This is a genomic window from Stackebrandtia sp., from assembly GCF_035643755.1.
In the GTDB taxonomy this organism is placed as follows: domain Bacteria; phylum Actinomycetota; class Actinomycetes; order Mycobacteriales; family Micromonosporaceae; genus Stackebrandtia.
The window spans coordinates 21,050-40,996 of sequence record NZ_DASQPW010000225.1; the positions used below are offsets into that span (position 1 = coordinate 21,050).

General features: G+C 71.3%; 16 protein-coding genes and 2 pseudogenes. 3 read left to right on the forward strand and 15 right to left on the reverse strand.

Annotation, left to right across the window (positions count from 1 at the left end):
* The 4 genes from VE172_RS17785 to VE172_RS17800 are packed head-to-tail and all read right to left on the reverse strand — an operon-like array spanning position 1 to position 4,539.
* Positions 1 to 1,743 carry an SDR family oxidoreductase gene (locus tag VE172_RS17785; RefSeq protein ID WP_324803297.1) on the reverse strand — a complete coding sequence of 581 codons (1,743 nt, stop codon included), beginning with the start codon at positions 1,741 to 1,743 and terminating at the stop codon, positions 1 to 3.
* Positions 1,740 to 2,570, reverse strand: coding sequence for a M24 family metallopeptidase (locus VE172_RS17790; protein WP_324803298.1), 831 nt, complete (start codon positions 2,568 to 2,570; stop codon positions 1,740 to 1,742). Before VE172_RS17790 ends, VE172_RS17785 begins: the two co-directional genes overlap by 4 nt.
* 23 nt (positions 2,571 to 2,593) lie before the next feature.
* Positions 2,594 to 3,655, reverse strand: coding sequence for a PDR/VanB family oxidoreductase (locus VE172_RS17795; RefSeq protein ID WP_324803299.1), 1,062 nt, complete (start codon positions 3,653 to 3,655; stop codon positions 2,594 to 2,596).
* Positions 3,652 to 4,539, reverse strand: coding sequence for a metal-dependent hydrolase (locus VE172_RS17800; protein ID WP_324803300.1), 888 nt, complete (start codon positions 4,537 to 4,539; stop codon positions 3,652 to 3,654). The genes VE172_RS17795 and VE172_RS17800 overlap by 4 nt, the downstream gene beginning before the upstream one ends.
* A 94-nt stretch (positions 4,540 to 4,633) precedes the next feature.
* On the opposite strand from VE172_RS17800, the gene VE172_RS17805 reads away from it, so the two are divergent.
* The gene (locus VE172_RS17805) at positions 4,634 to 6,643 is read left to right on the forward strand and encodes an NADPH-dependent 2,4-dienoyl-CoA reductase (RefSeq protein WP_324803301.1); all 2,010 of its coding nucleotides are present in this window, start codon (positions 4,634 to 4,636) and stop codon (positions 6,641 to 6,643) included.
* 452 nt (positions 6,644 to 7,095) lie between these two features.
* Here the strand turns inward: VE172_RS17805 and VE172_RS17810 are convergent.
* A pseudogene (locus VE172_RS17810) lies at positions 7,096 to 7,845 on the reverse strand (nitrilase-related carbon-nitrogen hydrolase); the annotation flags it as partial.
* A 64-nt stretch (positions 7,846 to 7,909) separates the two neighbouring features.
* Positions 7,910 to 8,485, reverse strand: a complete 576-nt coding sequence (locus VE172_RS17815; RefSeq protein ID WP_324803302.1) for a TetR/AcrR family transcriptional regulator — start codon at positions 8,483 to 8,485, stop codon at positions 7,910 to 7,912.
* 89 nt (positions 8,486 to 8,574) lie between these two features.
* Here VE172_RS17815 and VE172_RS17820 point away from each other — a divergent pair, with 89 nt between their 5' ends.
* Complete coding sequence (locus VE172_RS17820; RefSeq protein WP_324803303.1) at positions 8,575 to 9,456, forward strand: SDR family NAD(P)-dependent oxidoreductase; 882 nt, start codon at positions 8,575 to 8,577, stop codon at positions 9,454 to 9,456.
* 5 nt (positions 9,457 to 9,461) lie between these two features.
* Here the strand turns inward: VE172_RS17820 and VE172_RS17825 are convergent, their stop codons facing one another.
* A complete protein-coding gene (locus VE172_RS17825; protein WP_324803304.1) occupies positions 9,462 to 10,169 on the reverse strand; it encodes a phosphotransferase in 708 nt (235 codons plus the stop codon).
* A 13-nt stretch (positions 10,170 to 10,182) separates the two neighbouring features.
* Entirely contained in the window at positions 10,183 to 10,917 is a 735-nt protein-coding gene (locus tag VE172_RS17830; protein WP_324803305.1) for a methyltransferase domain-containing protein, read from the reverse strand.
* A 53-nt stretch (positions 10,918 to 10,970) separates the two neighbouring features.
* Between VE172_RS17830 and VE172_RS17835 the strand changes: the two genes are divergently transcribed.
* A complete protein-coding gene (locus tag VE172_RS17835; RefSeq protein WP_324803306.1) occupies positions 10,971 to 11,516 on the forward strand; it encodes a hypothetical protein in 546 nt (181 codons plus the stop codon).
* 7 nt (positions 11,517 to 11,523) lie between these two features.
* Here VE172_RS17835 and pgl read toward each other — a convergent pair whose 3' ends face one another.
* The 7 genes and pseudogenes from pgl to VE172_RS17875 all read right to left on the reverse strand — a co-directional run.
* A complete protein-coding gene (pgl, locus tag VE172_RS17840) occupies positions 11,524 to 12,297 on the reverse strand; it encodes a 6-phosphogluconolactonase (protein WP_324803307.1) in 774 nt (257 codons plus the stop codon).
* Complete coding sequence (locus VE172_RS17845) at positions 12,294 to 13,250, reverse strand: glucose-6-phosphate dehydrogenase assembly protein OpcA (protein ID WP_324803308.1); 957 nt, start codon at positions 13,248 to 13,250, stop codon at positions 12,294 to 12,296. Before VE172_RS17845 ends, pgl begins: the two co-directional genes overlap by 4 nt.
* A 19-nt stretch (positions 13,251 to 13,269) precedes the next feature.
* Positions 13,270 to 14,805 (reverse strand): glucose-6-phosphate dehydrogenase, encoded by a 1,536-nt coding sequence (zwf, locus tag VE172_RS17850; protein ID WP_324803309.1) that lies wholly within the window; start codon positions 14,803 to 14,805, stop codon positions 13,270 to 13,272.
* Complete coding sequence (locus tag VE172_RS17855; protein WP_324803310.1) at positions 14,802 to 16,409, reverse strand: glucose-6-phosphate isomerase; 1,608 nt, start codon at positions 16,407 to 16,409, stop codon at positions 14,802 to 14,804. Before VE172_RS17855 ends, zwf begins: the two co-directional genes overlap by 4 nt.
* 2 nt (positions 16,410 to 16,411) lie before the next feature.
* Positions 16,412 to 17,530 (reverse strand): transaldolase, encoded by a 1,119-nt coding sequence (gene tal / locus VE172_RS17860; RefSeq protein WP_324803311.1) that lies wholly within the window; start codon positions 17,528 to 17,530, stop codon positions 16,412 to 16,414.
* Positions 17,531 to 17,559: 29 nt separating this feature from the next.
* A pseudogene (gene tkt / locus VE172_RS17865) lies at positions 17,560 to 19,691 on the reverse strand (transketolase).
* A 44-nt stretch (positions 19,692 to 19,735) separates the two neighbouring features.
* Positions 19,736 to 19,947 (reverse strand): hypothetical protein (locus tag VE172_RS17875; RefSeq protein ID WP_324803313.1); only part of this gene is annotated, 212 nt, incomplete at its 5' end.

Consider the following 19,947-nt stretch of genomic DNA (forward strand, 5'->3'; position numbering starts at 1 on the left):
TCACGACGGGTCGACCTTCGCGATCGCCCGCATCACGGCGGGCAGCAGCCCCGACGTCCAGCGGAACGCGCGGGCCTCGACCGTCACGGGAACCACCGCGCGGTCGCGGCGCGCCGCCGAGAGGATCGCCCGCGCCACCTTCTCGGGGCCGTAGCCCCGCCGCGAGTACATGCCGGTGACCCGGTCCCGCTTGGCGTCCTGTGCCGCGGCGTCCAGCCCGGCGAAGGTGGTGGCGCGGGTGATGTTGGTGTTGATGAAGCCCGGGCACACCGCGCTGACCCCTACGCGATCGGCCGCCAGCTCGGCGCGCAGGCACTGCGACAGCATCAACACCGCCGCCTTGCTGGTGGCGTACACGGGAAGCACCTTGGACGGCGCGAAGGCCGCCGCCGACGCGACGTTGACGATCTGGCCGCTGCCGCGCCCGGCCATGAGGGGCGCGAATTCCTTGCAGCCGTGGATGACTCCCCACAGGTTGACGTCCAGCACCCGCCGCCAGTCCTCGCCGGTGGTGTCGAGGAACGGGCCCGAGTGGCCGACACCCGCGTTGTTGACGAGGACGTCGGGGACGCCGTGGTCGGCGGCGACGCTCTTGGCGAAGGCCCGCATGGCATCGGCGTCCGAAACGTCCACTTCGAAGGGATGCGTCCGCCGCGGGTCGACCGACATGTCGGACGTGAGACGCACGGCGTCGGCGTGGAGGTCGGCGGCGATCACCCGGCAACCCTCGGCGGCCAGCGCCAGGGCGGTGGCGCGGCCGATGCCGCTGCCCGCCCCCGTGACCACCGCGAGCCTGCCGTCCAGTCGCTTCGCCTTGCGGCCCTTGGCCCGGGGGCGCACCCGGTGCTCCTCCAGCGCGGGGGAGCGCTCGGCGCCGACGTGTCCGATGAACTCGCCGATCATGGCCGACAGGCGCCCCGGGTCGGTGAGCGGAACCCAGTGCGGCGCGTCGATCTCGCGGCGCCACAGCCGCGGAACCCACCGCGAGATGCCGCGGCTGAGTCCCGGCCCCACGTAGGCGTCGCGGGTGGGGCACACGACCTGCACGGGCACGGCCGTGAAGCGGGAGCGTGGGCGCAGCATGCGGGGCAGCATGTTGGCGCGATACAGCCGCATGCCGCGCAGGCCGTCCTGGTACACCGTCGGGGCGGGATGCCCGTCGACGGCCACGCCCTCGTTGCGGCGCAACAGCTTCTCCCAGCCCCGCGCGAAGCGCCTCCACACCATTGTCGACAACACGGGGACGTGAAAGGCCGCGATGTACCAACTGCGGGCCTGCTGGCGGCCCAGCTGCGCCAGGTGCCGCGGCGTCGGCCGCGCCAGCCTGTGCCGGATCCAATGTCCCATGTGGTCCAGACTCGGCCCGGAGATCGACGTGAAGGAGGCGAACCGGCTCTCGGCGCCGGGCCGCGTCACCGCCTCCCACGACTGGATCGAACCCCAGTCGTGCCCCACCAGGTGCACGGGCCGCTCGGGCGACACCGCCCCGGCCACCGCCCACGCGTCGGCGGCCAGGGCGTCCAGCCGCCAACCTCGCCGCCCGTTGGGGACGCCGGACTCCCCCGCGCCGCGCACGTCGTAGGCGACCACGTGGAAACGCTCGGCCAGGATCTCGGCGACCCGGTTCCACACCGCGTGGGTGTCGGGATAGCCGTGCACCAGCAGCACCGTGTCCGCCTCGGGGTCGCCCCACTCGAACACGGCCAGCTCGACGCCTCGCGACGTCACCGTCGTGTGCCTCATCGGTTCGCCTCCGCCTTCCAGCGTCGTACGTGTGGCAGGTCGTCGTCGAGCCAGTAGGCGTCGTCGTCGGTGACCACCAGGAGTTCCTCGAATTTGATGCCGACGTCGCCGTGCCCGATGTGCGGCTCGACGGCCCACAGGCCCGGGGTGGCGGGGTGTCGGGAGCTGCGCTTGTCCGCCCACAGGGGAGAGCGGCCGTGCGCGCGTTCGGCGATCAGCTCGCGTCCGAGCGTCTGCAGGGTGCGCACGCCGAAACCGAACATGGTGAATCGTTTGGGGCCGATGGCCTTCAGGCGGGTGACCTGGTGCCCGATCACCCGCCCAGGGTAGACCTTGTGACGGTTGTCGTGGCCCTGCTTGGCGATGAGCGCGTCGACGTCGCGATAGATGGCGTCGAGCTCGCGGCCCTCACGGACCGCGGTCAGGATCATGTCGCGGTACGCCGCGAGGTCGCGGTCGAGGCGTCGCCACGCCGGGTTGTGGCCCAGGGCCCCGCCGTATCCGATGTCGGCGGTATAACCGTCCACAATCGGCGCGCAGTCCAGCACAAACGGCATGCCCTCGGCGAGCGCGCGGTGGGAGGGGAAGAACTGCAGGGGTTGCCGGAATCGGCGAAAAGCCGTGCGATCGCCGAACCAGGCGAACGGGATGTGGAAGAAGTCGCTGACGCCGCCGGCGATGAGCTCGCGCCGCAGCCGGGCGGCCGCCTGGCGTTCGGTCACCCCCGGGCCCAGCCATCCGGCCACGCGCGTCGCCCGGTCGTAGGCCAGGGCCTGCACCTCGCGAAACCGCGCGATGTCGGCGTCGCTGTAGTCGAAGCCCGCCATGGGGCACCTCGCAATCGTGGGGGTCACAGGTCGAGCACCAGCGGGCCGTCGGCCCGGGAGACGCAGATCAACATGTCGCCGCGGTCGCGTTCGTCCCGCGTGAGGCGAGAGTCGTGGTGGCGCACCCGCCCCGACAGCACCCGTACCCGGCAGGTGCCGCAGAACCCCTGGCGGCAGGAGTAGGCGGTCTCGGGGCGGTGGGAGGCGATGACGTCCAGGACGGTGCGATCGGCGGGCACCCGCAGCACGGTCTGGCCGCGCGCCAAGGTGACCTCGAGTTCGCGTCCGTCTACTATGGGTGGCGGCGAGAAGCGCTCGAAGTGGAGGCGCGCGGCGGCGCAGTCGTCGAACGCTCTCAGCACCGCCTCCAGCATGGGCGGTGGCCCGCAGCAGTACACCGCGCCGCCTTGCGCCGCGGACGCCAGGAGCTCGCGGGCGTCGGGTACGCCGTCGGCGTCGTCGCTGCGCAGCACGACGCGGGAGGGGTTGAGCGCCTTCAGTTCCGAGGCGAACGGCATGCTCGCCGGGGTCCGTCCCGTGTAGATCAGGCGCCAGTCGGCGCCGAGGCGCTCGCAGTGGCGCGCCATCGCCGCGATCGGCGTAATGCCGATGCCGCCCGCCAGAAACAGGACGGGAACGTCCGCCACCAACGGAAACGCGTTGCGCGGACCCCGCGTGGCCACGGTGTCGCCGGGCCGCAGCCGATGCATCTCGCCCGATCCCGCGCCGATCCGCCGCACCGCGACCCGATAGGCGTGGGTCTCCTCCACGTCGCCGCACAGTGAGTACTGCCGCCACCTCCCCGACGGCAGCCGAACGTCGAGGTGCGCCCCGGGCCGCCACGCGGGCAGGGCCCCGCCGCCGTCGGCCACCAGCCGCAGCCCCGCGACGTCGTCGGCGGGCACCGTCACCTCGTCCACCCGCAGGCGCCGCAACGCATCCGAGCGCGGAGCCTCGGCGATGTCGCCGCCGAACACCCGCGACACCCACTGCAGGCCGTACATCAGGGCGGACGTGGCGCGCAGGAACCGGTCGGGGCGCCGCCGTCCATACAGGTCCGGCGGCGGCGGGGTCCTGGTGATCATCGCGCCGCCCGCGCCGCGGGAGAGCTGGCCAGATACGCCACCGCCTGCGGAGTCGAGCAGTCCCAGCTCGGGTGATACCCGGGCCGCAGATACCGCAGCATCCACCGCACCATGTGCCGGATCCGCGGCAGCAAACCGCGCCCGGCCGCCCGCATGAACGACCGCAGCCGCGCCCGCTTGCGTTGCGACAGCACGGGATCGGCCTCGATGAAGAACCGCAGCCCCCGCCACCACAGCATGATCAGCATGTACGCCACCGACAGCGCGCTGCGCACCCGCAGCGGGTAGCTCCTGTGGACATGGCGCGCGACGTCGAAGGCGACGTGCCGATGCTCGACCTCCTCGGAACCGTGCCAGCGCAACAGGTCCAGCATGTCGGGGTCGGCCCCGGCGGCGTCCAGTTCGCGGGCGTTGAGGACCCAATGGCCCAGGAATGCGGTGAAGTGCTCGATGGCCGCGATCACCGCGAGCCGCTCCACCAGGTAGCGGCGCCGCGCCCGCTCCGACAGCCCGGCGCGGTCGCCCAGCAGGTCGCGGAATATCCACTCCACTTGGCGGACATACGGACCCGGGTCGATGCCGCAGGCGTTGAGGTGTTCCACCACCTCGTTGTGGGCCTCGGCGTGCATGGTCTCCTGCCCGATGAAGCCCCGCACGTCCTCGCGGAGCCGGTCGTCGCGGATCAGGGGCAGCGCCTGCGTGAAGGTGCGCACGAACCAGCGCTCGCCCTCGGGAAGCAGCAGGTGGAGCACGTTGATGGTGTGGGTGGCGAAGGGCTCGCCGGGTATCCAGTGCAGCGGCAGCGTTTCCCAGTCGAATTGGACGTCGCGCGGGTGAAGGACGAGCGAGTCGTCGCCGGGTTCGGGGCGGTCTGACGTGGCCATGGGGCCTCCCGAGGCATTCTTACCCTGGAGTAATATTACTCGTCCGTAAGTATGTCATGAACCACGCGCGCCGCGCAAGATCGAAGGTGATGAAATGAGTACGTACCCGCATCTGTTGCGTCCCTTGGATCTCGGCTTCACGCAGCTGCGCAACCGCGTCGTCATGGGTTCGATGCACACCGGACTGGAGGACCGCGCCCGCGACCTCCCCCGACTCGCCGCCTACTTCGCCGAACGCGCCAGGGGCGGCGCCGGGCTCATCGTCACCGGCGGCTACGCCCCCAACCGCACCGGCTGGCTGCTGCCCTTCGCCGCGCGCCTCGGCGGCACCCGCGCCGCCGACGCCCACCGCGTGGTCACCGACGCCGTCCACGCCGAGGACGGCAAGATCGTCCTGCAGATCCTGCACGCCGGGCGCTACGCGTACCACCCCTTCAGCGTCTCCGCCTCCGCCCTCAAGGCGCCCATCAACCCGTTCCGTCCCCGGGCGCTGAGCACCTCCGGGGTCCGGCGCCAGATCGCCGACTTCGTCCGCTGCGCCACCCTGGCCCAGCGCGCGGGCTACGACGGCGTGGAGATCATGGGCTCCGAGGGCTACCTGATCAACCAGTTCCTGGCCGCGCGCACCAACCGCCGCCGCGACGCCTTCGGCGGCGACCTCGCCGCCCGGCTGCGGCTGCCCAGCGAGATCGTGGAGCGCACCCGGCGCGCGGTGGGGGAGAAGTTCATCATCGTCTACCGGATGTCCATGCTGGACCTGGTGAAGGACGGCCAGACCTTCGACGACACCGTCGCCCTGGCCCGGGCCGTCCAGTCGGCGGGCGCGACCATCATCGGCACCGGCATCGGCTGGCACGAGTCCCGGGTCCCCACCATCGTCACCTCGGTGCCCCGCGCCGCCTTCGCCTGGGCCACCCGCAGAATCCGCGAACAGGTCGACATCCCCGTGGTGGCTTCCAACCGCATCAACGCCCCCGACGACGCCGAGGCCCTGCTGGCCGACGGCAGCGCCGACCTGATCTCGCTGGCCCGCCCCCTGCTCGCCGATCCACAATGGGCCGCCAAGGCCGCGCGCGGGGCCGCCGACGAGATCAACACCTGCATCGCCTGCAACCAGGCCTGCCTCGACCACGCGTTCAGCCGCAAGCCCGTCACCTGCCTGGTCAACCCCCGCGCCGCCCGCGAGACCGAACCCGCCCTGCTGCCCACACCCACCCGCCGCGCCAAGCGCGTCGCCGTCATCGGGGCCGGACCGGCAGGCCTGGCCGCATCCACCACACTGGCCGAACGCGGCCACCACGTCGACCTTTACGAGGCAGGCGACTCCATCGGCGGGCAGTTCAATCTGGCCAGACGCATCCCCGGCAAGTCCGACTTCGCCGACACCATCCGCTACTTCTCCCGCCGCCTCGAACTGGCGGGCGTCAACGTCCGCCTCAACACCCCCGCCACCGCCGCCGACCTGGCGTCCGCGGGCTACGACGACGTCGTCCTGGCCACCGGCGTCCACCCCCGCATCCCCGCCACGCCGTCCATCGACCACCCCAAGGTGGTGTCCTATCTCGACGTCCTCGCCGGCGGTCACGCCCCCGGCGCCCGCGTCGCGGTGATCGGCGCGGGCGGTATCGGCTTCGACGTCGCCACGTACCTCACCGAACCCGAACACGCCGATTTCAACCGCGAATGGGGCGTCACCACCGACCCGTCCACCCCCGGGGGCCTGTCCACACCCGACCCCGCCGCGCCCGCCCGCGAGGTCTTCCTCCTGCAACGCAAGAAGACCCCGCTGGGCAAGAACCTCGCCAAGACCTCCGGCTGGGTGCATCGCGCCACCCTGAAACGCCGCGGCGTCACCATGCTGGCGGGCGTCTCCTACGACTCCATCGACGACGCCGGCCTGCACATCACCGTGGACGACAAGCCCCGCGTCCTCGACGTCGACACGGTGGTCATCTGCGCGGGCCAGGAACCCCGCCGCGACCTCCACGCCGACCTCACCGCCGCGGGAGTCCCCACCCACCTGATCGGCGGGGCCGACGTCGCCACCGAACTGGACGCCAAGCGCGCCATCGACCAGGCGACGCGGCTCGCGGTGCGGCTGTAGACATTCGCGTGTGGATGGTCGCGTCGTCGACCGGGTATCGTGGGTGCGGGACGACAACGGGACGGACGATGACCCACGACCCCACGGACGAGATATTCGCCGAGCTTGAAGCCACCGCCGCCGAGCGCGCCGAGCGGGAGGACCCGCCGATCGATCCGGTGCTGTCCGGCGGATTGCTGCCCCCCGAGTCGATCGAGGCCGTTCGCGCCAGGCGCGCCGCCGAAGACGCCGAGGCCGTCGCCGAGCGGGACCGCTTCAGGCGGGAGCAGCTCGCGTATGGCCTCGCTTGGGCCCTGGTCCTCCAGCAGGGCCGCCGCAATCGGCGCTGAGGTCCTCACGGCTTCGCCGCGCGCTAACAGGTCCCCGCCCTCGTCGACCAGGCGGGAGATCTCGCGCTGGATCAGGCCGAGCCGGGCGTCCTTGATGAGCGGCATGCGACGGCGGCGGTTGCGCACCTCCCGCAAGTCGATGTCCACCGTGAGCAGTTCCTCGGCGAACGTGGCCGCCTCGGCCACCTGGTGTCCCCACGGGTCGACCACGTGCGAGTCGCCGAAGAACTTCAGCTCGCCCTCGGTGCCGACGCGGTTGACGAAGATGACGTAGAGCTGGTAGATCCGTCCATAGAAGAGCGTGATGTCGTGCCAGTACTCGGCGGCGTCGTAGTGCTCGGGGAAGCGGCTCTGCGAGCCCGCCGCGGGAACGATCAGGGCGCGGGCGCCGTCCTGGGTCGCGATGAACGCCAGCGGCGGTTGCCAGGCGTCGCTGCAGATCAGCGTCGCCATGGTGGTGTCGGCGCCGACCGAGAACGCGCGCAGCGACTGCCCGGGCGCGAAGTGCTTGCGTTCCTCGAAGATCGAGTACGTCGGCAGATGCAGCTTGCGGTGAACGTGGACGAGGCGGTCGCCCTCGTAGTACACGGCGCTGTTGTAGGTGTGCGGGCTGCGCTTGGCGTCCTCGGCGAGCCCGATGTGGAGGCCCATGGGGGCGGCGCGGCGGGCGAGCTCCACGACGCGCGGGTCGTCGACCGTGATCGAGACGTCCTGCTCGACCGCGCCGACGGAGTATCCCGACAGGAACAGCTCGGGGAACACGATGAGGTCGCTGCCGTCGCCCTTGGCCCGATCGATGGCCTCGGTCGCCTTGTCCACATTGGCGTCGATATCGCCCAACACCGGGTCGAGTTGCGCGAGCGTGATCCGCATGCGCAGATGGTAATCGTGCGCGGGCCGCAACGGAAGTACATGGATCAATCGTTATCGACGCGCGTCATCGGGCGGCGCGGCCGAGGTATTCGAGCAGGTCGTCGACGAGGTCGGCGGGACCCGCGTGTCCCTTGCCGTCGGGCCGCAGGTGACCGGCGGCGGCGAGATCGGCGGCGCCGTGGGCCAGCGCGCGTACCAGCGCGGCCATGCGCTCGGGGTCGCCGGCGGGGACGTCGCCCGCGTCCTGTGCCGCGGTGACGATGTCGATCAGTGTGGCGTGGGCGGCGGTGGCCGCCTCGGTGAGTTCGGGGGTGCCGGTGGTCCAGGCGCCGTAGACGAGCTTGAAGCGGGCGGGGTGCTGGCGGGCGGCGGCGATGTAGCCGCGCAGGGCGGCGCGCAGCACGTCGCGGGGGGATCCGGCGCGGGCGACGGTGGCGCGCAGAAAGGCGACGCGGGCGTCGAGCTCGCGGGCCGCGATCGCCGCCAGCAGCGCCTCCTTGCTGGGGAAGTGCTTGTACGGGGCGTTGTGCGAGACGCCGGCGCGGCGCCCGACCTCGCGCAGGGTCACCGCGGCGACGCCCCCGGAATCCAGGAGGCCGGTGGCGGCGTCGACCAGGCAGCCGCGGGTGTCGGTGGGCACGGGCTCATCGTAGCGGCAGGTTGACGTTGTCAACCCATCCTTGATAGGTTGACAACGTCAACCTGAGCACTAGCGAGATGGAGAATGTTGTGTCACAAGGCATGGAGGCCGTCGTCACGGGCGCGACCTCGGGAATCGGCGAGGCCATCGCGCGCCGGCTGGCGGCCGACGGAGCCACCGTCACCGTGGTGGGGCGCGATGCCGAGCGTCTGGAACGGACCCTCGCGCGGATCGAACGAGCGGTGCCCGCGGCCCGCCTCCGTCCGGAACTGGCCGACCTGTCCCTCATGGAGGACGTGCGGGCGCTGGCCGAACGCCTGGCAAGGCGACCGTCGTTGGACGCCGTGATCAGCAACGCCGCGGTGATCGCGCCGGTGGACGCCGTCACCTCCGAGGGGCTGCGGCGCGTCGTGGCGGTCAACCACCTCGCGCCGTATCTGTTGCTGCGACTGCTGGGCGACCACATCGGCGACCGGCACGCCGCCAGATTCGTCATGGTGGCGGCCGACCCGCGGCGCCTGGCCGACCGCCCCGTCGACGTCGACGACGTGGCAATGAGTCGCGCCGACACCTGGCCGATCGCCGCGCTGCGGCCCTTCGCGGCCTACGGACTCACCAAGAACATGAACACGATGGTCGCCTACGCGCTGGCGCGCCGCCTGCGCGGCACGGCGATCACGGTGAACGCGGCCCACCCCGGCATCGTGGCGGGAACCCGGCTCGGGGGCGAGATGGACGACTCCGCCATCCAACAGTTCCACGACGATGTGGACTTCGACCCCGCCGAGCTCATCGACGTCGACGCCGGGGCCGACACCCCCGCCTGGCTCGCCACCGCGACGGAACCGAAGGGCGTGAGCGGCGCGTTCTTCGTCAAGCGCGCCAAGGTGACCACGGCACCCCACACCACCGACCGCCACCGTTGCGATCGCCTGTGGGACGCCTCCGCCCGGCTCGTGGGCCTGGACTGATCGCCTCAGGCGATGCGTTCCAGCCACTCCCGCAACGCCTCGGCCTCGCGCGGCAGCAGGTTGGCGTCGCGCTGGCGGCCGCGGATGGCGTTGGCGAGCTGCGGAGTCGGGTCGTCGTCCACCTTGGGCAGAAACGCGTCGAGGATCCTGTGCCGCAGGGACTCCACGACCGCCGGGTCCACGCCGTCGGGCTGGGAGCTGCGCAGCAGGACGACCGTGCTGGCGACGTCGAGCGCGGGATCGCCCGCCCGGGCGTTGACCCAGTCGATCACGACGGGGCCGTCGTCGGTGAGGATCACGTTGGCGGGGTGGAGATCGAGGTGGAGGACGCGATCGTCCCCGGCCCGCCACCCGGGCAGCCAGTCGGGGGCGGCGATGCGGTGCAGGCGGTTGTGGAGGTCGGCGAGCAGGGCGCCGTGCGCGGGGCCGCCGCGCACCGACACCTCCAGCGCGACGGGACCGTGGAGGCGCTGCATCACCAGGTCGGGGCCCGAAACGTCGTGCACCAGGGGAACCGGATACCCCGCCTCGTGCAGGAACGTCAACAGGCGCGCCTGGTCGCCGACGCCGCGACCGTCGCGATTGCGGCGCAGCACCCGGTCGTCGTCCAGCGCGAACACGTCGGCGTCGCGGCCCCGGCCGATCAGCGGCAGATCGATGGCGGGCTCCCTTCTCGTGTCACCGACCTTAAGGGAGCGATCGCCGCGCGGCAACGGTCTTTTGGCCTCAGCGCGGCTTGCGGGCGTGCACCACCTCGAACAGGCCGATCGTGCGGCTGCGTATCGACGTCAGGCCCCGCTGCGCCAGGGCGTCGGGTATCTCGTCGGGCCCGAACATCCGCGCCTGGCTGGCCCACTCCAGCAGGGTGGTCACCGGCCGCAGCAGGGTGCCCGCGCGGCCGGTGGTGATGATGGTGGCCCGCCCGCCCGGCGCCAGCACCCGGGCGATCTCGTCGTACACGGGCGACGGGTCGGGCACCAGCTGGAGCATCGCCACGCAGCACACCGCGTCGAAGACGCCGTCGGCGAAGGCCACGGACGTGGCGTCTCCGCGCGTGAACACCACGTTGTCGGCGTCGGTGCTGGTCACCGCGCGTTGCAGCATCGGGCGCGAGATGTCGACGCCCACCACCAGGCCCTCGTCGCCGACCTGGCGCGACAGCATCCGGCTGATGTTGCCCGGGCCCGAACCCAGGTCGAGCACGGTGTCGCCGGGCGCCAGCTCGAGTCGGCCGTGGATATCGCGCAGCCACGGCGGCGTCAGCGCGCTTGGCAGGTCGTAGATTCTGGTGTACATCTGGACACCGGTCGACGTCGTCCACAGTCGCTGGACCCGCATCGACGCCTCGGACGGCTCGTCGGGCAACAGATCGAGAAACCCCTGCCCGATGTCGGGACGGCGCGGCGGTTGCCGCAGCAGGTCCAGGGTCCGGTGCAGCGCTTTGGATCGCGAGTTGAGCATCGTTCCTCCTGCGACGGGGTCGAGGCCGACTCCCATGGTAGGTGAGTGATCGCGTGGAACTGGACAGGCGGACGTATCGCCGCGGGTCCACCGTGGCCGCGGGCTGGTTCAGCCTGGTCCTGGTGGCCGCGCTGGGCGGGGTGATCGCGCTGGGCGTGACCGTCTCTCGGAGCTGGGACGCCGGGGCCGCCGCGATGATGTCGATGTTGTGCCTGTGTGGACTGTTGACCTGGACGGCGACGATCCGACCGCGAGTCATCCTGGGCCCCCACGACATCGTGTGGAGGAGTGCCTTCACCGACCGCGTGATCCCGTACCAAAGGGTGGCCTACGCCCACTACGACGCCGGGCGCGCCTGGCTGGAGCTGACCGATCGCTCCACCGTGGAGGGTGGGGCTTTCGGTCGCGGCCGGCTCGCGGCCCGGCGCGGCGACGCCGCCGCGCGCGCCATGGTCACCGAGCTGACCAAGCGCACCGACCTGGTGCCCATCGACCTCGAGACGCCCGAACCGCGGGCGCGAGACAGGGTGTGGCTGGTCTGGGTGGCGATGGGGCTCGGGCTGGTGGCGATCGTGTTGATCACCATCGACCAGCGGTGACGGCCCGCTACCGCAGCAGGCTCCGAAAGCTGCTCGGCAGCGCCCCGGCGGCCGCGGTGTCCAGCAGCCAGCGGGTCTGCGACACCCCGCGCACCCCGGCGGCCGGCGCCTGCTTCGGACCGGCCCCCGACATCGCCAGCGCCACGGCGTCCGACTTGCCGGAGCCCGAGGCGATCAGCCACACCTCTTCGGCGCTGTTGATCGTCGGGTAGGTCAGCGTGATCCGGCGCGGCGGCGGCTTCGGGGCGCCGCGCACCGCCACCACCGGGCGGTCCTCGTAGATGGCGGGCTGCCCGGGAAAGACCGAGGCGACGTGGGCGTCCTCGCCGACGCCGAGCATCAGGACGTCGAAGTGCGGGTGCTCCTGGTGGCCGGGGCGGGCCGCGGCGGCCAGCTCGGCCGCGTAGCCCGCGGCGGCGGCCTCCGGGTCGTCGCCGTACTCGCCGTCGGAGGTGGGCATGGCGTGGACCCGCTTCTCGTCCACCGGGAGCGCGGCCAGCAGGGACTCCCGCGCCTGGGTCTCGTTGCGGTCCGGATCGCCGGCGGGCAGGAAGCGCTCGTCGCCCCACCAGAAGTCGACCCGGGACCAGTCGATGGCGTGCCGCACCGGGCTGTCGGCCAGCGCCTGGTGGAAGCGGGCGGCGATCCGGCCGCCGGTGAGCACGATGGACGCCTCGCCGCGGGCGGCCTGGGCGTCGATGATGGTGGTGGCCAGCCGCGCGGCCACCGACAGGGCCAGCACCCCGGGATCGGGGTGCACCACGACGCTGGCCGAGGTCACGACGCCACCGGCTCCGGCTCGGCGAGACCGGGGGAGCTGGTGAACTTGGTCAGCGCTGCCCGGTACGGCTGGTCCGGGTCGAGGTGGCGGAGCTCCTCGGCGAGCAGCTCGCCGAGGGTGCGGCCGTTGATGGTCTGCGTGCGGTCCGGGAAACCGGTGCGGCGCAACACCGTCGTGCCGACCTTGTCGCGGTGGACGGCGATCTCGTCGCCGTTGGCGAGCCGGAACGACACGCCCTGGATCGCCGGCAGGTGCTCGCTGTTGCGCACCACGTCGGTGTCGTCGATGGTGGGCGTGACGCCGAGCTTGGTGCCCAGCCAGCCCGCCATCAGCGCCGCCGACGGATCGGTGGCCTTGGCGGTGATCGAGATCGCCTCGGCCGGCGCCGTGGCCGTGTCGAAGGCGCTGGCGATCAGGGTGCGCCAGAAGGTGATGCGGGTCCAGGAGATGTCGGTGTCGCCGGGGGCGTAGTCGCGGGAGCGCTGCTTCAGCGCCGCCAGCGGGTCATCGGAGCGTGCCGCGTAGGTGATGCGCCGGTCGGCGAACGCGCCCAGCGGGTCGTCGGCGGTGCAGTTGGGCGGCGGGACGAACCAGCAGGTCACCACGGGAACGTCGGGCGCCAGCAGCGGACCGACCACCGACTCGGCGTGCCGCGACAGCGCGCCGTGCATCCGCATCACCACGGCCTCGCACGGGCCCAGCCGCCCGCCCACCACGATCTCGGCGTCCAGCCGGGGCTCGGGCGCCTCCTCGTCGCGGCGCACCACGATGAGCAGCCGACACGGGTGTTGTTGGGCGGCGATGGTCAGCGCGGCCTCGGCCTCGCGCTCGCCCTTCTCGTCGACGACGACCACCAGGTTGAGGGCCACACCGCTGGTGTCGCCGGAGGAATGGCGCTCGGCGGCCAAGGCCGCGACCACCTCGGTGGCGGTGGTATCCCACAGCGCGATCACGAAGCTCTCCTTTGGATTGTCACAGTCGGCGCCAGGCGCGCCCGTCGGCGGCGAGCATGCGCTCCGACGCCTCCGGCCCCCAGGTTCCCGCCGGATACGGTTCGGGTTTGCGCTCGGCCCAGAACTCCTCGAGCGGGTCGACCACCGCCCAGCTGGCCTCCACCTCGGCGGCGTCGGGGAACAGCGTCTTGTCTCCCAACAGGACGTCGCGGATCAACCGCTCGTACGCCTCCGGGCTGGACTCGGTGAACGCCTCTCCATAGTGGAAGTCCATGGAGATGTCGCGCAGCTCCATGCCGGTGCCCGGCACCTTGGAGCCGAACTTCACGGTGACGCCCTCGTCGGGCTGCACCCGGATCACCAGCTGGTTCTGGCCCAGGGTCTCGGTGTCGTAGTCGTGGAACGGCAGGTGCGGCGCCCGCTTGAAGATCACCGCGATCTCGGTGACCCGGCGGGGCATCCGCTTGCCGGTGCGCACGTAGAACGGCACCCCCGCCCACCGTCGATTCTGGATGTTGAGGCGGACGGCCGCGTAGGTCTCGGTGGCGGACGTGGCCGGGATGTTGTCCTCGGACACGTAGCCCTTCACCTGGCCGCCCGACACCCAGCCGTCGGTGTACTGGCCGCGCACCGCGTAGGTCTCCAGGTCCTCCGGCAGGGTGATGGCGCGCAACACCTTCAGCTTCTCGGTGCGGATCTCGTCGGCGGCGTAACCCACCGGCTCCTCCATGGCGGTCAACGCCAGCAGCTGCAGCAGGTGGTTTTGCAGGACGTCGCGCGCCGCGCCGGCCGTGTCGTAGAAACCGGCGCGCGAGCCGATGCCCACGTCCTCGGCCATGGTGATCTGCACTGAGTCCACGTAGTTGGCGTTCCAGACCGGCTCGAACAGGGCGTTGGCGAAGCGCAGCGCCAGGATGTTCTGGACCGTCTCCTTGCCCAGGTAATGGTCGATCCGGAACACGTCGTCGATGGTGAACACGTCGTCGACCAGGTCGTCCAGCTCGCGGGCCGAGTCCAGGTCGTTGCCGAAGGGCTTTTCCACCACGACGCGCCGCCAACCGCCGCTGGCGCTGTTGTCGGCGGCGCCGGTGCGTTCCAGCTGGCGCAGCACGACGGGGAACGCCCCCGGCGGGATCGAGAAGTAGAACGCGGCGTTGCCGGGGATCGCGTGCGAGTTACGCAGATCGTCCAGCGTGGACGCCAGGGTGTCAAAGGCCTCGTCGTCGTCGAAGGAACCGGGCACGAACTTGAAGTTGCCCGCCAGCCGGTTCCACACGTCCTCGCGCCACGGGGTGCGGGCGTGGTCCTTGGCGGCCTCGCGGGCCAGCTCCTCGAACTCGCCGTGGTCCCAGTCGCGCCGGGCGAAGCCCAGGATGACGAAGGCGGCGGGCAGCTGGCCGCGGTTGGCCAGGTCGTACACGGCCGGGATCAGCTTCTTGCGGGCCAGATCGCCGGTCACGCCGAAGATCACCAGCCCGCAGGGCTCGGGGATGTGCGGCAACCGGCGATCCTGCGGATCGCGCAGCGGGTTGCTGGACTCGGACGGCGTGATCACGGCCTGGTCAACTCCTTGACGGCGGCGAGCAGCTGGGCGACACCGGCCCGGCGGTCGGTGAGGTGCAGTCTCAACAGCGGGCGGGCCCGGGTGGCCAGCGCGCGGCGGTCGCCGGCCGACTGGGCGGCCTGCAGACCGGCGAAGCCGTAGGAGCGGCCCGGGACCTCGAGGTCGGCGCCGGTGTCCCCGGTGATCTGGAGGAACACGCCGGTCTGACGCCCTCCCTTGTGGAACTGTCCGGTGGAGTGCAGGAAGCGCGGCCCCCAGCCGAAGGTGACCGGGGCGGCGGTCCGTTCGGCCAGCAGCGCCCGCAGCTCGGCGGTCTCGGCGTCGGCGGCCCGGTCCAGGTAGGCCATCACCGCGAGGTATCCGTCGGGTCCGGGCTGCGCGAGCAGGTCGCCCAGGGCCCCGGCCAGGTCGGTGGCGGCGGCGCCGTACACCACGACCGCGCCCTCGGTGAAGCTCGGCTCCTCCCGCGGCGCACCGGATTCCAGGATCTTCTTGGTGTTGTCCTTGCTCTCGGCCACGTTGGGCTGGTCGAAGGGGTCGATCTCCAGCAGCCGGCCGGCGTAGGCGGTGGCCAGCTCCCAGCACAGGAACTGGGCGCCCAGCGGGCCGTTGACGGCGACGTCGGGGTTGCCGACCTTGTTGCGGGTGTCGAAGCCGGGCGGCTTGGAGCCGCCGACCACGGCCGACAGCACGCCCTCGCCCTCCGCGCCGGGGGCCACCACGGACTCCACGACCACCGGCAGCACGCCGGTGCCGTTCTTGCCGGTGGACTCGGCGATCAGCTGCTCGGCCCAGTCGCCCAGGCCCACGATGCCGCTGCCGTCGTCGGCGATGGAGATGGTGGGCCGCGAGGCCAACACCGCCCCCAGGAGCAGCGCCGGGTTGTCGGGAGCCTTGGCGGCGATGGTTGCCGCGAAGGACTCGGCGTCGTCGAGCAGCTCGGCGACGTTCACCCCCGCCAGCGCGGCGGGAACCAGGCCGAAGGCCGTGAGCGCGGAGTAGCGGCCGCCCACGTCCGGGTCGGCCAGGAACACGGTGGCCTTCATGGCCTGCCCGAGCTGCTCCAGCGGGGAGCCGGGGTCGGTGACCACGACGAAGTGCTTGCCGACGTCCTTGACGCCGGAGTCGGTGAACGCCTGGGCGAAGGCGCGCCGGATGCTCTCGGTCTCGATGGTGCCGCCCGACTTGCTGGACACCACGACCAGCGTGGACTCCAGGTCCTGTTCGAGGGCGGCGCGGATCTGCCCGGGATCGGTGGTGTCCAGGACGGTCAGCGGCCGGTCGAGGGTGCGGCAGATGACCTCCGGCGCCAGGGACGAGCCGCCCATTCCGGCCAGCACCACCTTGGTGAGGCCGCTGTCGCGCATCCGGGTGCGGACCTCGTCCAGCTTGGGCAGCAGCGCCCGGCTGCGCACGAAGGTGTCCACCCAGCCCAGCCGGACGGCGGCCTCGGATTCGGCGTCGGGACCCCACAGGGTCGCGTCCAGCGCGGCGAGCTTGGCGGGAACGTCGTCGCGGGTGAGCGCGTCCAGCGACCCGTCGGCATCCACTGTGGTGGTGACGGCGAGGCCGCCGGCGGCATCCATCCGGGTCATGGTCAGGCTCCCGCCTTCTCGTCAAGCGCGGCGCGCACGCTGGTCAACAGGTCGTTCCAGCTGGCGATGAATTTTTCCACACCTTCGCGTTCCAGGGTGGCGATCACGTCGTCGTAGTCGACGCCGACCTCGCCCAGACCGTCCAATGCGGCCTTGGCGTCGGCGTAGTTGCCGGTGACGTTGTCGGCGGAGGTGTCGCCGTGGTCGGCGTAGGCGTTCAGGGTGGCCTCGGGCATCGTGTTGACCGTGTTGGCCACGATCAGGTCCTCGACGTACAGCACGTCGCTGTAGTCGGGGTTCTTGGTGCCCGTCGACGCCCACAGCGGACGCTGCACCTTGGCGCCCTTGCCCTCCAGGGCGCGCCACCGGTCGGAGTCGAAGGTCTCGGTGTAGATCTCGAAGGCGCGCCGCGCGTTGGCCACCGCGGAGGTTCCCTTGAGCGCCAAGGCCTCGGGCGTGCCGATCTTGTCCAGCCGCGGGTCCACCTCGGTGTCGACCCGGGACACGAAGAACGACGCCACCGAGGCCATGGGGGACAGGTCGTGGCCGTTGGCGGCCGCCCGCTCCAGGCCCTCGAAGAACGCGTCCATCACCTGCCGGTAGCGCTCCAGGCCGAAGATCAGGGTCACGTTGACGCTGATGCCCTCGGCCAGGGTCGCCGCGATGGCGGGGATGCCCGCGTCGGTGGCGGGAATCTTGATGAACAGGTTCTCCCTGTCCACCTGCCACCACAGGGCCTTGGCCTCGGCGATGGTGCCCGCGGTGTCGTGCGCCAGCCGGGGATCCACCTCAATGGACACCCGGCCGTCGGCGCCGCCGCTGGTCTCGTAGACCCCGCGCAGCTCGTCGCACGCCCAGCGCACGTCGTAGGTGGTGATGGCGCGGGCCGCCTCGTTCACGTCGACGCCGCGCGCCGCCAGGTCCGACAGCTGATCGGCGTAGTGGTCCCCGGACGACAGCGCCTTGGAGAAGATGGTGGGGTTGCTGGTGACGCCGACGACGTGCCTGGTGTCGCGCAGCTCGGCCAGGTTTCCCGTCGACAGCCGCTGCCGCGAGATGTCGTCGAGCCACACCGCGACGCCCGCCGCGGACAATTCCCCGAGCCTGTCCTGAGTAGTCATTGTTCGGACTCCTTGTGTACGAGAGGCTGTCAACCGCCGAGTTTGGACAGCGACCGCTGGGCCGCCGCGACCACCGCCTCGGCGGTGATGCCGAATTCCTGATAGATCCGTTGGTACGGAGCGCTCGCCCCGAAGTGCTCGATGCTGACGGATTCCCCGTTGTCTCCGACCAGGTCGCGCCACGACATCGCCACACCCGCTTCGACGCTCACGCGGGCCCTGACATTCCCGGGCAGCACGCTTTCGCGGTACGTCTCGTCCTGTTCTTTGAACCACTCCATGCACGGAACCGAGACCACTCGGGTCGGGATGCCTTGGGATTGAAGCGTTTCGCGCGCCGCCACTGCCAGCGAAACCTCGGAGCCGGACCCCATGAGGATCACCTGGGGGGCGCCGCCGTCGGCCTCGGCCAGCACGTACGCGCCGCGCACCGTGTTCTCGGCGGGCCCGAAGGTCTCGCGGTCGAAGGTGGGCACGTTCTGGCGGGTGAGCGCCAGTCCGGTGGGCCGGTCGGTGTGCTCCAGCGCCGCGCGCCACGCCCACGCCGTCTCGTTGGCGTCGGCCGGGCGCACCACGTCCAGTCCCGGGATCGCCCGCAGCGCCGACAGGTGCTCGATGGGCTGGTGGGTCGGGCCGTCCTCGCCCAGGCCGATCGAGTCGTGGCTCCACACGAACACCACCGGCAGCTTCATCAGCGCCGACAGCCGCACCGCCGGGCGCATGTAGTCGCTGAACACCAGGAAGGTGCCGCCGTAGGGCCGGGTGCCGCCGTGCAGGGTGATGCCGTTGCAGATGGCGCCCATGGCGTGTTCGCGGATGCCGAAGTGCAGGGTGCGGCCGTAGGGGTTGCCGGGGAACTTCTTGCTGGCCCGCTCGGGCGGCAGGAAGGACGGCTCGCCATCCATGGTGGTGTTGTTGCTGCCGGCCAGGTCGGCCGAGCCGCCCCACAGCTCCGGCAGCACCGGCGCCAGCGCCGACAACACCTTTCCGGACGCCGCGCGGGTGGCCACGCCCTTGGCGTCGGCGTCGAACACCGGCAGCGCGTCGGTCCACCCGGACGGCAGCTCCCGCCGCGACATCCGGTCGAACAGCTCCCGGCGGTCCGGGTTGGCCAGCGCCCACGCGTCGAAGTCGTCCTGCCAGCGCCGGTGCTCCGCCCGGCCGCGCGCGACAACGTCGCGGGCGTGACCGAGCACCTCGTCGTCGACGGCGAAGCTGGATTGGGGATCGAAACCCAACAGCCGCTTGGTTTCGGCGGCCTCCTCGGTGCCCAGCTTGGACCCGTGGATTCCGCCGGTGTTCTGCTTATTGGGGGCGGGCCAGCCGATGATGGTCTTCAGCGTGATGAACGACGGCTTGTCGGTGACGGCCTTGGCCGCCTCGATCGCCTCGTACAGGGCGCCGATGTTCTCCTCGTGGCGCCCGTCGGGCCGCCAGTCCACCGTCTGGACGTGCCAGCCGTAGGCGGCGTAACGCTGGTTGACGTCCTCCGCCAGGGCGATGGAAGTATCGTCCTCAATGGAGATCTGGTTGTCGTCGTAGATGACCACCAGGTTGCCCAGCTCCTGGACGCCGGCGAGCGCGCTGGCCTCGTGGCTGATGCCCTCCTCGATGTCACCGTCCAACAGAACACGTAGACGTTGTGGTCGAAGGGGGAGGCTCCCGGCGCGGCGTCGGGGTCGTACAGCCCGCGCTCGCGGCGGGCCGCCATCGCCATGCCGACCGCCGTGGCGACGCCCTGACCCAGCGGGCCGGTGGTGGTCTCCACGCCGCGGGTGTGGCCGTGCTCGGGGTGGCCGGGGGTCAGCGAACCCCACTGCCGCAACGCCTTCAAGTCGTCCAGCTCCAGCCCGTAACCCGACAGGTAGAGCTGGATGTACAGGGTGAGGCTCGAGTGTCCACATGAAAGGACGAACCGGTCGCGACCCACCCAGTCGGGGTCGGACGGGTCATGGCGCATCACCCGCTGGAACAACAGATAGGCCGCCGGTGCCAGACTCATCGCCGTGCCGGGATGGCCGTTGCCCGCCTTCTCGACCGCGTCCACCGCCAACATTCTGACGGTGTCGACCGCCCGACTATCGAGACTGGACCATTCCAGCGAAGCAGCCACGGCTCCCGCCTCCTCTTGAGATATCCGTGATTCGACAGGCTCGACCATACCCACCGGCCACCGCCCGGGCGGGTCAGGCATCGGAAATTCGCTCACGGCTCAACGGCGCGGGTCACACCCGTTTCGACCGGCCCCGCCAGCAGCACGCTCGCACAGCGGAATACTCTCTTCCACGATGAGTTCCACGTTCTGTAGTAGAGACGAGAGGCCGGTGCGTGCATGACCGTCCAGCGGATCGCCGAGGGCCCCACGCGGACGATCGTCATCGACACCGGACGTGAAACCCCCGCCGCCGAGACCAACC